This window comes from Nonomuraea cavernae (assembly GCF_014646355.1).
Lineage (GTDB): Bacteria > Actinomycetota > Actinomycetes > Streptosporangiales > Streptosporangiaceae > Nonomuraea > Nonomuraea cavernae.
Genome location: NZ_BMNH01000001.1, coordinates 780100 through 793794, shown reverse-complemented (window position 1 = coordinate 793794; position 13695 = coordinate 780100). Strand labels below are relative to the sequence as shown.

Below are 13695 nucleotides of genomic sequence, written 5' to 3'. Positions count from 1 at the left end.
CGAAGTCACCTCGGGTCACCCGGAGCCCCCCGGAGCCCCCCGGAGCCACCCGGAGTCAGGCCGCGCCGCGATCGGGCGTGCTCATGTCCCCCGTCCCGGGCGTGCCGTCGGCGAGCCCGTAACGCAGGTAGACGGTGCCCTTCGGGCCGGCGACCGGTGGTTCGAGGAGGGTGACGTTCGTGGGCACCGCGCCACCGTCGAACACCTTCTTCCCGACGCCGAGCACGATCGGGTGCACCCAGAGGTCGAGACGGTCGAAGAGCTTCTCCCGCAGGAGGGTCTGCACCAGGTTCAGGCTGCCGACGACCTTCACGTGCTCGTGCCGGTCACGGATCTCGCGCACCGCGCCGGCCAGATCGGGGCCGAGTCTCGTGGACCCGGCCCACGAGAGGTCGGGCCTGCCCCGGGAGGCCACGTACTTCGGGACACTGTTGAAGAGCGTGGCGATCTGGTTGTCCTCGCCGCCCTCCTGGTGCGGCCAGTAGGCGGCGAAGATGTCGTACGTCCGCCGGCCGAGCAGGAGGGCGTCCGTGCCCTCGTACGCGGCACTGACCTGCGCCCCGGCGACCTCGTCCAGCAGGGGCGCCTGCCAGCCGCCGAACGGGAACCCCACCGGGTCCTCGTCGGGGCCGCCGGGCGCCTGCCCGACGAGGTCGAGGGTTGCGAACAGCTCGATGTGGATGAGACCCATGCCGTGCTCCTGATGAGTTGGTCGTCTCCGTCGGGAGGTAGACCTGCGGGCGCCGTCGGACTCATCTGTGGCGCTAGGCGAAGCCGCCGGGAAGGTAGGCCGGCGGGCGGTCGGAGGAGGGCCAGACGTAGTCGAGGTCGTCCGGCTCGGGGCCGAAGATGGGCCCGTAGAAGTCAGGGGCCTTGCGCAGCAGCGCGGAGCGGTGGCTGCGGTGCAGGCCGTCGTCACCGAGCCAGGGCGGCAGCTCGCCGGCCGCTTCGAGCTGCGCCTGGGTGCGGACGCCCGTCCTGCCGCAGTGGTGGGCCAGTTCGCGCGCCAGCGTGTCGGCGCAGGTGTCGCTGCGGCCGGTGGAGCACCAGTGGTGGCACACCTCCAGGCCGTAGCGCACCAGGCCCTCCTCGTAACCCGCCCACATGCGCACCGCCGGATGGTTTCGCCAGCCGTAGCCGGGGACGGTGAGCGCCCGCAGGATCTGCAGCGCCTCCACGCGCTGCTTGCCGAGCCGCAGCGGGTCGAGCACCTGAGCGGTCAGCGCGAAGTCCGGATAGGGCAGAAAGGTTTGCATGAACCCCCTCGCTCGCGATCACGCTTCCTACCGCTCCTTCCGCAGGTCAGGGCGGTCGAAACGTGCCGGCGAGGCCCGGTAGAGCAGCAGCGCCGTGAGGCAGCCGCCGGCGAGGACCGCCGCGGCCCCGGCCAGTTGGCCGGCCTGGATGCCGCTCGCCAGCGCGTCCACGACGGCGGCCCGTTCGGCGTCCGTACCGGCCATGGCCAGGGCGGCCGGGAACGAGCCCGCGCCGGCGGCGACCGCCGGGAGCAGGGTGAGGAACCGCGCGTTCATGACGGCGCCCAGCACGGCGACGCCGAGGCTGGTGCCGACCTCGGTCATGGTGCCGTCCACACCGGCTCCGGTCCCGGCCTTGTCCAGCGGGATGGCGCTCATGACCGCCTCGACGATGGCCGGGTTGGCCAGCGCGCAGCCGGCTCCCATGAGCACCAGGCCGAGCAGCAGCACGCCGTACCCGCCCGTGGTGAAGGTGGCGACGACCACGAATCCGGCGGCCAGCAGCCCCATCCCGAAGGCGATGGAGAGCGGGAGCCCGAGGCGGCGGATCAGCGCGGCGGACACGCCGGTGAAGTTGAGCGCGACGACGCTGAGCGCGAACGGCGCCATGAACAGGCCCGCCTCCAGCGGCGCGTATCCGCGGACGAGCTGGAGCTGCTGGGTGAGCAGGAAGAGCACCCCGCCGCTGCCGAAGGTGATCAGCACCACCCCGGCGATCGCGGCCACGAAGCGCCGGTCGCGGAAGAAGTGCATGTCCAGCATGGGATGCGGGGTGCGGTGCTCCCACAGCGCGAAGGCGGCCAGCAGGAGCGCGCCCGCGACGGCCGGGAGCAGCACCCGGGCCGAGCCCCAGCCGTGCTCGGGCCCCGAGATGATCGCGTAGACGGCTCCGGTCATCCCGGCGGTGCCCAGCAGCGCGCCGAGCAGGTCGGGCGGGCCCGAGCCGGGGTTCTTCGACTCGGGCACCAGGATCCGGACCGCGACCAGGCCGATCAGCACGATCGGCAGGTTGATCAGGAAGATCGCGCCCCACCAGAAGTGCGCCAGGATCAGCCCGCCGATCGGCGGCCCCGCCGCGAAGCCCAGGGCGTTGACCGCGCTCCAGACGCCGATCGCCTTCGGGCGCTCCTCGGCGTCGAAAATCTGCATGACGACGGCGAGGGTGGTGGTCAGCAGCAGCGCCCCGCCGACGCCCATGCCCGCGCGGGCGGCGATGAGCTGGCCGGTCGATCCGGCGAACGCGGCGGCCAGCGACCCGGCGCCGAACAGCGCGAGCCCGGCCAGCAGCAGCCGTTTGCGCCCGTAGCGGTCGGCCGCGCCGCCCGAGGCGAGCAGCAGGCCCGACTGTACGAGCGAGTAGGCGTTGATCACCCACTGGACGTCGGCGGTGGTCGCGTCCAGCTCCCTGCCGAGGGTGGGGATCGCCACGTTGAGGACGGTGTTGTCGAGCAGCACGACGAGCTGGGCGAGGCAGATCACCATGAGGATCGGCCACCGCGTGGGGAGCCGGGCCCCGGCTCCCCTCTCCGTGTCCGCGATCACCGTTCGGCGGCGAATCGGGCGATCGGGTTCGCCAGGTCTCCGACCAGTTGGAGCGCCGCCGACGGGTCGGCCAGATCGACCATCTGCTGGTTGTCCCGCAGTTGCAGCCGGTTGAGGCAGGACAGCGCGAACGTCTCGGCGAACAGGTCGTAGCGCTCGAACCTCCCGGCCAGGTGCGGGACCGACGCCTGGTAGCCGGCGGCGCACTCGGCCACGGTCCGCCAGAAGGTCTCCTCGTCGAGCACGCCGTCGGCGGCCAGGGCGTCGCTCAGGAAGCGGAAGAAGCAGTCGAAGACGTCGGTGAAGATCGAGAGCAGCTTCATGTGCTCCGGGACCTCCGCGCGGACACGGTCCACGCCCGGCGGCAGCGGCGCGTCCGGGTCCATCACCACGATCTCCTCGGCGATGTCCTTGAAGATCACCCGTTCCACCGTGCCGCCGTCGAGGACCAGGATGACGTTCTCGCCGTGCGGCATGAACGCCAGGTCGTAGGCGTAGAAGCTGTGCAGCAGCGGGGTGAGGTAGGCGTCGAGGTAGCGCCGCAGCCACTCCTCGGGGGCCAGGCCCGACCGCTCGACCAGCGCGCCCGCAAAAGACCGGCCCTCGTGGTCGACGTGCAGGAGGGAGGCCATGGTGGCCAGTCGCCGCCCCGGCTCCAGGCCCGGCACCGGGCTCTCCCGCCACAGCGCCGCGAGCATCTTGCGGTACGGCGAGTATCTGTCGGTGGCGGCCTCGTACTGCCGGTGACGGTAGCCGACGGCGGCCCGCTCGCGCAGGATCGTCAGCCGGGTCGCCCGCAGGATCTCGTCGCCGGCGACGAGATCGGCCAGCCAGTCGTTGATCGCCGGCGTGGCCTCCATGTACGCGGCCGACAGGCCCCGCATGAAGCCCATGTTCAGCACCGACAGCGCGGTCTTCACGTAGTGCCTGGACGGGACGGTGGTGTTGAAGAAGGTGCGGATCGACTGCTGGGCGAGGTACTCGTCGTCGCCGGAGCCGAGGCAGACCAGCCGCCGCTCGGCGACCTCGGCGGCGAAGGTCACCGACAGCTTGTTCCACCACTGCCAGGGGTGGACCGGGATGAGCAGGTGGTCGGCCAGGTCGAGCCCCAGCTCGGCCAGGGTGGCGGCGAAGCGGGCGAGCACCTCCTCACCCAGTTCGTCGCGCATGAGGCGGTCGTGGTCGATGTCGGCCGAGCAGGTGAAGGTGGCGTGGTCACGGTGCGCGGCCAGCCAGATGAGCCGCACCGGGCGCGCGGCCTCGGGCGCGTACGCGTGATACTCGTGCACGCCGTAGCCGAGCCGGCCGTTGTTGGCCACGAAGCACGGGTGGCCCTCGGTCATGCCGGTCTCGATCTCCTGGAACGAGGCCTTGGCCAGCTCGGCGGCGCCGACCTGCGGCTTGGTGAGCTTGTAGGCGGCGCTGGACAGGGTGGAGCCGATCTCCTCCAGGTAGATCGGGAGGATCCGGTCGCTCAGGCCGAGGGTGCCGCGCAGCTCGACGCAGAACGCGATCGCGTCCAGCGGGAGCTCGGCCCCTGCCCCGGCCTCTGCCTCGGTCCCGGTCTCGGTCCCGGTCTCGGTCCCGGTCTCGGTCCCGGTCTCGGTCCCGGTCTCGGTCCCGGTCTCGGTCCCGGGCTCTCCGGAGGCGGGGACGCGGTGCCGGGTGATGCTGCCGGCGTCGATCCGCCAGTGGTCGAGCGGCAGCAGCGTGGCGGCGAAGCGGTACTCGACCGTGCCGTCGTCGCTGCGGACGGCGTACCGGCCGCCGGGGATCGGCTCGGGGATGAGCAGCCGCTCGTGGGCGAACTCGGACAGCGCCTTGCGGACCAGATGGCGGTTGGCGCGGGCCCAGGTGCCGGGCGTCAGGTGGGCGACGGCCTCACGGGGGTTCACGCGGTCACTCCTCGGTGATCTCGGCGGGCGGCGGAACGGAAGCGGTCCCGGGTGCAGACGCTGAGCAGCGCCTCCTTCTCCGGTTTGGCGACGGGGCCGACGACCTCGAACCCGACGGCCGCGTTGAGCGCGTGCACCGCCGTGTTGCGGACGTCGGGCTCGACCACGACGCGGTGGCAGGCCGGGTCGCTGAAGAGCAGCTCCATGACGGTGGTGATCACGGCCAGGGTGAAGCCGTGGACCGGGGTGTCCGTCGGCGCGCACAGGAAGTGCATGCCGACGTCGCCCTCCTCGGCGTCGTACAGGCCGGCGAGCTCGACGTGCGCCGGGTCGTAGCGTTCGACCAGGAAGGCGGGCCGGCCGTCGACCAGCCCGAGGAACGCGTCGTGGTGCGGATGCGCCTCGATCCGGCGGTACTCGGCGACGACCCGCGCCAGGTCGGCGTCCAGCATCATCCAGAACGCCGCCTTGGGGTGCGTCACCCAGCCGTGCAGCTGCTCGGCGTCGGTGTCGAGGTCGAGCGGGCGCACCGCCAGCTCGCCGATCCGCTCGTCCGTGCGGGTGAAGAGGATCTCGCTCATGCGATGACGCCCTCCGGCGCGCCGAACTCCTGGAAGGCGATGGCCTTCTCGATCGGGTAGAACTCGCGGCCGAGCAGCTCGCGGACGATCCACGAGTTGCGGTACGGGCCCATGCCGAGGTCGGGCGAGGTGATGCTGTGCGCGTGGGTGGCGCCGTTCTGCAGGAAGATGCCGCGGCCGGTGGTGTCGATGCTGTAGTTCCTGGCCACGTCGAAGCGGCCGTGGGCGTCCCAGCGGATGCGGTCGCGTACGGGCTCCAGGAAGGCGGGCACCTGGTACTTGTAGCCGGTGGCCAGGATCAGGCCGTGGGTGCGCAGCGAGAAGTCGCGCTCCTGCTCGACGTGCCGCAGCCCGAGGGTGTATTCACCCCGGCCGTCGTCGTAGGAGGCGCTGGTCAGCGCGGTGTTGGTGAACAGCCGGGTGGGGATCGGGCCGCCGACGGTCTTCTGGTAGAGCAGGTTGAAGATGTCGTTGATCAGGTCGGCGTTGATGCCCTTGAACAGCCCTTTCTGCTCCTCCTCCAGCCGGTAGCGGGTGTCCTCGGGCAGCGCGTGGAAGTAGTCCACGTACTCCGGCGAGGTCATCTCCAGCGTCAGCTTGGTGTACTCCAGCGGGAAGAACCTCGGCGACCTGGTCACCCAGTTGAGCCGGTAGCCGCGGGCGTCGATGTCGCCCAGCAGGTCGTAGTAGATCTCGGCCGCGCTCTGGCCGCTGCCGACGACGGTGATGCTCTCCTTGTCGCGCAGCGCGGCCCTGGCACCGAGATAGCCCGCGTTGTGGATGAGGTCGCCGCCGAGTCCCTGGCAGGCGTCCGGGAGGTACGGCGGGGTGCCGGTGCCGAGGACGAGGTGCCGGGCGCGGTGCTCGGTCGTCTCCCCGGTGCCCGACCTGACCGCGCGGACCGTGTAGAGCCCGTCGGCCTCGTCGTACTCGACGGAGGTCACCTCGTGGCCGAAGCGGATGCCGCGCAGCCGGGCGGCGGCCCAGCGGCAGTACGCGTTGTACTCGCTGCGCATCTGGTAGAAGATCTCGCGGATGTAGAACGGGTAGAGCCGCCCCGACTCCTTCAGATAGTTGAGGAAGGAGTAGCGCGAGGTGGGGTCGGCCAGGGTGACGAGGTCGGCGATGAACGGCGTCTGCAGGGTGGCCGAGTCGAGCAGCATCCCCGGATGCCAGTCGAAGTCCGGCTTGCTCTCCAGGAACAGGCCGTCGAGCTCCTCGATCGGCTCGGTCAGGCAGGCGAGACCCAGGTTGTACGGGCCGAGCCCGATCGCGATGAAGTCGTGCGTGGACATACGGTTCCTCCCGTGGTGGGTCAGCCGGCCTGGCCGCAGGTTTCGAGGGGGGCGCGGTCGTTCACGTACCGTCCCGCGTGCTCGGCGATGAGCTCGACGACGTGCGCGATGTCGTCCAGCGTCGTCTCCGGGTTGAGCAGGGTGAACTTCAGGTAGTGCCGGCCGTCGACCTTGGTGCCGGCGACGACGGCCGCGCCCGAGGCGGCCAGCGCCTCGCGCGCGTACAGGTTGGCGTCGTCGGCCAGCTTGCGGCCGGGGCCCTCCGGCGGCAGGTAGCGGAAGACGAGGGTGCTGAGCTGCGACTTGGTGACGATCTCGAAGCGCGCGTCGGCGGCCAGCAGGTCCCAGGCCGCGGCCGTACGGTCCACCACCTCGTCGAACAGCTCGCCGATCCCGTCGGGGCCCATGATGCGCAGCGTCATCCACAGCTTGAGGGCGTCGAAGCGGCGGGTGGTCTGGATGCTCTTGTCGACCTGGTTGGGGATGCGCTGCTCGGCCATGCGGGCGGGGTTGAGGTAGTCGGCGTGGTAGGTCGCGTGCCGCAGCACGGCGCCGTCGCGTACCAGCAGGGCGCTCGAACTGACCGGCTGGAAGAAGGACTTGTGGAAGTCCACGGTCACCGAGTCGGCGCGCTCGATGCCGTCGAGCAGGTGCCGCCGGGTGCGCGACACGAGCAGGCCGCAGCCGTAGGCGGCGTCCACGTGCAGCCAGGTCCCGGCCCGCGCGCACAGGTCGGCGATCTCGGGCAGCGGGTCGATGGTGCCGAAGTCGGTGGTGCCGGCCGTGGCGACGACGGCCATCACCAGAAGGTTCTCGCGGCGGCAGCGTTCCAGCTCGCGGGCCAGGGCGGCCGGTCGCATGCGGCGGTCCGGGCCGGTCTCCACCGTGATGACGGCGTCCGGCCCGAGACCGAGGAGTTTAGCCGACTTCTGCACGCTGAAGTGGCCCGCCTCGGAGGCGATGACGCGCAGCCGGGGTAGCGGCTCGTGTCCGGCCGACGCCGCCGAGCCGGCCGTCGCGAACGCGCGCGCCTCCTCGCGGGCCAGCAGCAGGGCCTGGAGGTTGGACTGGGTGCCACCGCTGGTGAAGACGCCGTCCGCCTGGTGGCCGAACCCCACGCGCCCGGCCGTCCAGTCGATCAGGCGGCGCTCGATCAGCGTGCCGCCCGCGCTCTGGTCCCAGGTGTCGAGCGAGGAGTTGACGGCCGTGAGGACGGCCTCGCCGAGCAGGGCGGGGATGACGACGGGACAGTTGAGGTGGGCCAGGTAGCGGGGGTGGTGGAAGTAGACCGCGTCGCGCAGGTAGACGTCCTCCAGCTCGTCGAGGGCGGCGGCGGGGTCGCGCAGGGGGTGTTCCAGGTCGATGGCGGAGATCTCCGGGACGAGCAGCGAGGGGGAGATCCCGCTGAAAGGCCGGTCGGCGGCGGCGATCCGGGTGGCCACCCGGTCGATCCCGGCGGCCAGCGCCTGCCGGTAGTGGTCCATGGTCGCGTGGTTGAACAGGTGGAGCCTCGCGCCTGCCGGTTCGGATACGGCGGCTGCCGATGGGACATCGACGGGGTGTCCCCAAAAAGTCATGGTCAGTCCTCAACAGTCACGGACGTTGCAGTTAGGTTAGGCTAACCTAACTTAGGGCTGATCTTGGCTCTCCAACGACCCCCGCCCGGACACCCTGGGGCTCAGGCGAGGGGGCACTCTGCGGGCAATATGAACCTTTTGTACTGGCAATACTTAGGTTAACCTAACCTAAGTATCTGTCCAGAGGTAGATCGTGGTTCTGGTCCGCTTGGCCGTACATAGCGAGGACTGTGTGAGCATCGAGATCTTCCGGGACTCCTGGGGCATCCCGCACCTCCGCGCCGGCGACTCCCGGGAGCTGGCCCACGCCCAGGGGCACAACGCCGCCCAGGACCGGGCCTGGCAGATCGAGGTCGAACGGCACCGCTCGACCGGCACCACCGCCGCCTTCCTCGGCCCCGACGCCGTCGGCTGGGACCGCTTCGCCCGGCAGGTCCGCCTCGACGACACCGCCCGCCGCTGCTACCACGCCCTCGACGGCGACACCGCCGCCTGGGTGCGGAGCTATGTCGACGGGGTCAACGCCGGCCTCGGCGACGGGGCGCTTCGGGCGCCGGAGTTCGCCGCCACCGGCCTCACTCCCGGCCGGTGGGAGCCGTGGACCCCGCTGGCCGTGTGGCTGTCGCACCACATCCTGTTCGCCGGGTTCCCCGCCAAGCTGTGGCGCGAGGCGGTCGCCCGGCGGCTCGGCGCGGACGCGATCGGACTCTTCGCGGCCGACGGGCCCGGCAGCTCCGGGAGCAACGGCTGGCTCGTGCCCGGCGACCGCACCAGCACCGGGGCCGCCCTCCTCGCCGGCGACCCCCACCGGTTCATCGAGGAGCCGGGCCTCTACCAGCAGATCCACCTGTCCTGCCCCGAGTACGACGTGGTGGGGCTGGCCGTGCCCGGCGTCCCCGGCATCGCCCACTTCGGGCACACCGGCACGGTGGCCTGGGCGATCACCAACGCCATGGCCGACTACCAGGACCTCTACCGCGAACGGCTCCGCCGCCGGGGCGAGGCGGTCGAGGCGTACGGTCCTGACGGCTGGGAGCCGGTCTCGGCTCATCTGGAGCGTGTCGAGGTGGCCGGCGCGGACCCGGTCGAGGTCGAGGTGATCGAGACCGCCCGCGGCCCGGTCGTCCTCACCGGCGGTTTCGCGTGGGCCGCTGACAGCGCCGCGCTGGACGGGGGCGCGTCGGACCAGGGCGCGTCGGACCAGGGCGCGTCAGACCACGGCGCGTCGGACCAGGGCGGGGGTCAGGGGGCGGCGGTCAGTCTGCGGTATCCGCCCCGGGTACGAGGTGACCTGGGGTTCGAGGCGTTGCCCAGGCTGCTGCGGGCCAGGACCGTGGACGACGTGGACCGGGCGTTCGACCGGTGGGCCGAGCCCGTCAACGTCGTGCTGGCCGCCGACACGGACGGCGGCCTGCTGCACCGCGTCGCGGGCGCGGTGCCGATCCGTCACCCGGCGAACGGCACCCGCGTCGTCCCGGCCTGGGAGCGTGAGCACGAGTGGCGGGGCTGGCACGACCCGATGCCCCGCGCGCCGGTCGGCGGCCTCGCGGTGATGGCGAACGAGCGGGGCCCGTCGGAACCCCTGGGCGTCGAGTTCGCCCCGCCGCACCGGGCCTACCGCATCCGCGAGCTGCTGGAGGCGGCCCCGGCCTGGTCCGCCGGCGACATGGCGGCCGTCCACACCGACACCTTCCTGCCCTCCGCCGCTCCCCTGCTGGACCTGCTGGCCAAGCTCGACGGGCTCTCCCCCGAGGCCGTACGGCTGCGTGACCGGCTGCTCGCCTGGGACCGGCGCATGGACGCCGCCGGCACCGGCGCCACGGCCTACGCGGCGGTGCGGTCGGCCGTGGTCCGCAGGCTGGCGGCCCACCCGGCGCTGTCCGCCCTGCCCGAGCCCCCGCCGTGCCCCGAGATCTTCCTGCCGTGGCTCGCGCTGCTCCCGAGGGTGGCGTACGCGATGGAGACCTTGCTGACCACCGACCGGCTGCCCGGCCTCGACCAGGCCGAGCAGCTGCGGGCGGCCGTCGAGGAGGTCGCGGCGGCCGGAGGGACAGAGGTGGCGTGGGGCGAGCTGCACCGGCTCACGCCCTGGCGGGCACTGCCCGGCCCGGCGTCGGACGAGTGGCACGGGGCGGGCGGCGACCACGACTGCGTGCTGGCCACGTCCAGTGTCCCGGGGCTGACCGACCACTTCGCGCGCGGGCCGGCGGCGCGCTATGTCTGGGATCTGGCCAGGCGCGACGACAGCCTGTGGGTGGTTCCGTTCGGCGCCTCCGGCGTGCCCGGCGACGCCCACGGCCGCGACCAGCTGCCGCTGTGGCTGCGCGGAGAGCTCGTGCCCGTGATCACCGACTGGAACCGACTCACCGAGGAGCGGCATGTCCCCTGAGATCCCCACCCCCACGTCCCCCGCGCGCCGTGCGGCCGTGCACGAGCAGGTGATCGACGGCTTCGGCACGGTCCGGGTCGTCCCGCTGGACCCGGCGGCCGACCTCGACGTGATCTACCCCTGGGTCACGCAGGAACGGGCCAGGTTCTGGGGCATGCTCGACGCCACCCGCGAGCGGGTGCTGGAGTTGTACGAGTTCGTGGGCACCCTCGACAGCCACCACGCCTTCCTGCTGCACCGGGACGACCGGCCCGTGGCGCTCTTCCAGAGCTACGATCCGGAGTTCGACCCGGTCGGCGAGTGCTACGAGGTGCGGCCCGGTGACTACGGCATCCACCTGATGATCGGGCCGGTCGCCGGTGAGCCGGAGCCCGGCTTCACCGGCGCCCTGCTGACCACGTTCCTCACGTACGTGCTCGCCGACCCGAGCCGCAGGCGGATCGTGGCCGAGCCCGACGCGCGCAACGACAAGGCGATCGCCCGCCTGGTACGCACCGGCTTCGTGCCCGGCCCCGAGATCGACCTGCCCGGGAAGCGGGCCCGCCTCGTCTTCCTCAGCAGGGAGACGTTCGAGCAGCCGCACCGGCGTTGACCGGGTCGGCCGCGGTCGCCAGGACTCGCGCGAGGCTTGTCGAGCCGGGCCGACGGCGTGCATCACGACCTCGCGCCTCGCCGCCGGGTCGCGAGGCGCGTCAGGCCGGAGTGGCCGCCCTCGACGCGCTGGCGGGGCTCACCAGGACGGGAGTGTCGACTCCCGGTCCTCCTTGGTCATCAGGTGGGCGTCGGGCCCCGGGAACACGAGGGTCTCGTGGCCGGTGTCCAGCCAGTGCACCACGTACGGCGGAGATCCGTCAGGGTGACGCAGCTCCGTGATCACGCCTACCCGCCGGTGCTCGTCGTGGTAGGTGCCCTCGACGACCAGCCGGTCTCCAATCGCTGCCTTCATCTCGGTCTCCTCTCGTCGACCACGGTGTTCGCTGGCCGGTGACGACGGTGGAGCAGGCCCGCAGTACGGTTACCCGTCCCGTTCTCTGATTATCGTCCCTTTTGTGCCCATTCGTCATACCCGCTCGGGGCCCCGCCTGACACTCTTCCGGGAACGGATTCAGGCTCGCGGCATGCGGCCGGCCACGTCGCGCAGCGCCACGACGAGCCGGTCCACCTGCTCCGCCGAGGTGAACAGGGCCGGAGTCACCCGGACGCAGTCTCCCCTGGTCACACCGCCGCGCCGGACGGTGAAAACGCGGTGGTGGCTCATCAGCCGGTCGGCGACGGCCACGTTGTCGGCCTCGCTGGTGTGCCCGCGCAGCCGGAACGCGGTGAGGGCGCCGTACATGGACGGGTCCTCGGGCGTGAGGATCTCCAGGCCCGGGAGGTCCAGCACCTGGTGCACCCAGCGGTCGCGCAGGTAGCGCAGGCGGGCCTGCTTGACCTGGGCGCCCAGCGCGTCGTGGAAGTCGAGGGCCGTGGGGACGGTGAGGATCGGGGCGACGTTCATGGTGCCGGAGTGGACCCGGGAGCGGATGTCGGTGAGCGGGTACGTCTCGTCGGCGAAGACGGAGTCGACGTCGGCCAGGCGGTCCTTGCGGATGTAGAGGAATCCGGCCCCCAGGGGGACGCCCATCCACTTGTGCAGCGAGAACCCGGCGAACTCCGCGTCCAGATCGGCGATGGTGAAGTCGAGGTGGCCCCAGGAGTGGGCGGCGTCGACGATGACGTCCACCCCGTGGCCCCGGGCCATCGTGACGATCTCCTTGACCGGCGTGACGAGCCCGGTGCGGTTGTTCATGTGCGACAGCAGGAGCAGCCTGACCTTCGGATGGTCGCGCAGGGCCCGCTCGTAGGCGTCCAGCACGGCCTGCCGGGTCGCCGGCTCGGGGACGGCGAACCTCTCGACCGTCACCCCTCGGCGCCCGGCCAGCCAGTTCATCGCGTACTGCGCGCTGTGATAGTCGAGGTCGGCGTACATTACCGCGTCGCCTGGCCGCAGCCCGCGATAACCGGCGATCAGGTTCTGCAGCGCCTCGGTGCCGCCACGGGTCAGCGCGATCTCCTCCGCCGTGACACCGAGCAGGCCCGCGATGCGCCGCCTGATCTGGTCGGCCTCGCCCTTGTACGTGGTGCGCAGCAGGTGGGAGTTCTCCTCGTTCAGCCGGTCGACGTTGCGGAGGTAGGCGTGTCGCACCGGTTCGGGCATGATCCCGTAGTAGCCGTTCTCCAGGTTGACGAAGTCCGCGCTCACCCGGAACCTCCCCGCCACCTCCCGCCACACGGCCTCGTCACGCGCCACCAGCTCGGGGTCGGCGACCGGCAGGCGAGGCAGCTCAGCGACCGGCAGGCGAGGCGGCTCGGCGACGGCGGCCGGGAGGCGAGGCGACTGGGCGGCGGCCCGCCTGCCGGAGGCGCCCAGCGCGAGCGTCGCACCGGCTCCGGCCACCATCGCGCGCCTGGACAGGGTCATGTCATCTCCCAACGGATCGGCGGCGTACGGCCGGGCGGGCATCGCGCGGGGGGCTTTTCAGTGTGGCCGTACGGCGCGTGCCGATCCGGGCAATCGGCAGGCTCCGGGCGTGGCGTCCGCGTCAGCGCCGCCATCAAATGACGAAATACACCATTTCATCCTGAAATATGTTGATTAAGAGGTGAGTGTGTCTTTTCTTGGCGAAGTTCTTTATCCTCGGGACGCGCCTCCCGCTCGCCGCCGGGCATCATCATGGACGTGTTCGCCACCCGATCACCGCATTTCCGGCACCCGGCCTTTTCCTTCGTCCGGGCGTTCGGAAATGCGCTGATCGCGCTGTGCCTGCTGACCTGCGCGCTGTTCACGCACGGCGGCGCGTGCGCGGCGCTGATCATCTCGGAGACCGGCCACGCCCAGCACGCGGCGGAGCCGCCCCGGGCCGACGGCCTGCGAGGAGACGCCTGCTCGCACGGCCAGTTGCCCTCGGGTCACCGTCATGGCGCGGAGCCCGACGTCGCGACCGCGATGACGCCCGTTCCGGACATGCCGGGCACGCTGGACAGCCTGACGGCCCATTCCGCTGTCGCCGTGCGCCTGAACGTACGGCCACCGCACCAGCACTCCCATCGACCACCGACAATTCCGCCAGATTCCCGTGTGATGCGCATATAGCCGAAAGTTGGCCGCCTTCGCGATAAA

Annotated in this window: 12 protein-coding genes; 3 read left to right on the top strand and 9 right to left on the bottom strand. The window is 71.5% G+C overall.

Going from position 1 to position 13695, the window contains the following annotated elements; genetic code table 11:
* Nucleotides 1-55: 55 nt before the first annotated feature.
* The 7 genes from IEY82_RS03710 to IEY82_RS03675 all read right to left on the bottom strand — a co-directional run bounded on the left by IEY82_RS03710 (nt 56) and on the right by IEY82_RS03675 (nt 8053).
* Entirely contained in the window at nt 56-691 is a 636-nt protein-coding gene (locus IEY82_RS03710; protein ID WP_189122463.1) for a dihydrofolate reductase family protein, read from the bottom strand.
* 73 nt (nt 692-764) lie between these two features.
* Nucleotides 765-1256: an MSMEG_6728 family protein gene (locus IEY82_RS03705; protein ID WP_189122462.1), complete on the bottom strand. Its 492-nt coding sequence runs from the start codon at nt 1254-1256 to the stop codon at nt 765-767.
* 27 nt (nt 1257-1283) lie between these two features.
* Nucleotides 1284-2798: an MFS transporter gene (locus IEY82_RS03700; protein WP_225262106.1), complete on the bottom strand. Its 1515-nt coding sequence runs from the start codon at nt 2796-2798 to the stop codon at nt 1284-1286.
* Nucleotides 2795-4693 (bottom strand): IucA/IucC family protein, encoded by a 1899-nt coding sequence (locus IEY82_RS03695; RefSeq protein ID WP_225262104.1) that lies wholly within the window; start codon nt 4691-4693, stop codon nt 2795-2797. Before IEY82_RS03695 ends, IEY82_RS03700 begins: the two co-directional genes overlap by 4 nt.
* A complete protein-coding gene (locus IEY82_RS03685) occupies nt 4690-5274 on the bottom strand; it encodes a GNAT family N-acetyltransferase (protein WP_189122461.1) in 585 nt (194 codons plus the stop codon). Before IEY82_RS03685 ends, IEY82_RS03695 begins: the two co-directional genes overlap by 4 nt.
* Nucleotides 5271-6569 carry a lysine N(6)-hydroxylase/L-ornithine N(5)-oxygenase family protein gene (locus IEY82_RS03680; protein ID WP_189122460.1) on the bottom strand — a complete coding sequence of 433 codons (1299 nt, stop codon included), beginning with the start codon at nt 6567-6569 and terminating at the stop codon, nt 5271-5273. Before IEY82_RS03680 ends, IEY82_RS03685 begins: the two co-directional genes overlap by 4 nt.
* A 20-nt stretch (nt 6570-6589) precedes the next feature.
* Nucleotides 6590-8053 (bottom strand): pyridoxal phosphate-dependent decarboxylase family protein, encoded by a 1464-nt coding sequence (locus IEY82_RS03675; protein WP_189122459.1) that lies wholly within the window; start codon nt 8051-8053, stop codon nt 6590-6592.
* A 325-nt stretch (nt 8054-8378) separates the two neighbouring features.
* On the opposite strand from IEY82_RS03675, the gene IEY82_RS03670 reads away from it, so the two are divergent.
* Both IEY82_RS03670 and IEY82_RS03665 read left to right on the top strand, forming a co-directional pair.
* On the top strand, nt 8379-10535 hold the full coding sequence (locus tag IEY82_RS03670) for a penicillin acylase family protein (RefSeq protein ID WP_189122458.1): 2157 nt from the start codon (nt 8379-8381) through the stop codon (nt 10533-10535).
* Nucleotides 10525-11127 carry a GNAT family N-acetyltransferase gene (locus IEY82_RS03665; protein ID WP_189122457.1) on the top strand — a complete coding sequence of 201 codons (603 nt, stop codon included), beginning with the start codon at nt 10525-10527 and terminating at the stop codon, nt 11125-11127. The genes IEY82_RS03670 and IEY82_RS03665 overlap by 11 nt, the downstream gene beginning before the upstream one ends.
* A 138-nt stretch (nt 11128-11265) precedes the next feature.
* Here the strand turns inward: IEY82_RS03665 and IEY82_RS03660 are convergent, their stop codons facing one another.
* Nucleotides 11266-11481 (bottom strand): DUF1918 domain-containing protein, encoded by a 216-nt coding sequence (locus IEY82_RS03660; protein WP_189122456.1) that lies wholly within the window; start codon nt 11479-11481, stop codon nt 11266-11268.
* Between the two features lie 159 nt (nt 11482-11640).
* A complete protein-coding gene (locus IEY82_RS03655; protein ID WP_189122455.1) occupies nt 11641-12996 on the bottom strand; it encodes an aminotransferase class V-fold PLP-dependent enzyme in 1356 nt (451 codons plus the stop codon).
* A 258-nt stretch (nt 12997-13254) separates the two neighbouring features.
* Here IEY82_RS03655 and IEY82_RS03650 point away from each other — a divergent pair, with 258 nt between their 5' ends.
* Complete coding sequence (locus IEY82_RS03650; protein WP_189122454.1) at nt 13255-13668, top strand: hypothetical protein; 414 nt, start codon at nt 13255-13257, stop codon at nt 13666-13668.
* The last annotated feature ends 27 nt before the right edge of the window (nt 13669-13695 follow it).

Excerpts from the sequence above, each read along its gene's own strand:
- IEY82_RS03705 (WP_189122462.1), bottom strand. The coding sequence starts at position 1,256 with ATGCAAACCTTTCTGCCCTATCCGGACTTCGCGCTGACCGCTCAGGTG.
- IEY82_RS03675 (WP_189122459.1), bottom strand. The coding sequence starts at position 8,053 with ATGGACCACTACCGGCAGGCGCTGGCCGCCGGGATCGACCGGGTGGCC.
- IEY82_RS03685 (WP_189122461.1), bottom strand. The coding sequence starts at position 5,274 with ATGAGCGAGATCCTCTTCACCCGCACGGACGAGCGGATCGGCGAGCTG.
- IEY82_RS03655 (WP_189122455.1), bottom strand. The coding sequence starts at position 12,996 with ATGACCCTGTCCAGGCGCGCGATGGTGGCCGGAGCCGGTGCGACGCTC.
- IEY82_RS03660 (WP_189122456.1), bottom strand. The coding sequence starts at position 11,481 with ATGAAGGCAGCGATTGGAGACCGGCTGGTCGTCGAGGGCACCTACCAC.
- IEY82_RS03710 (WP_189122463.1), bottom strand. The coding sequence starts at position 691 with ATGGGTCTCATCCACATCGAGCTGTTCGCAACCCTCGACCTCGTCGGG.
- IEY82_RS03665 (WP_189122457.1), top strand. The coding sequence starts at position 10,525 with ATGTCCCCTGAGATCCCCACCCCCACGTCCCCCGCGCGCCGTGCGGCC.
- IEY82_RS03680 (WP_189122460.1), bottom strand. The coding sequence starts at position 6,569 with ATGTCCACGCACGACTTCATCGCGATCGGGCTCGGCCCGTACAACCTG.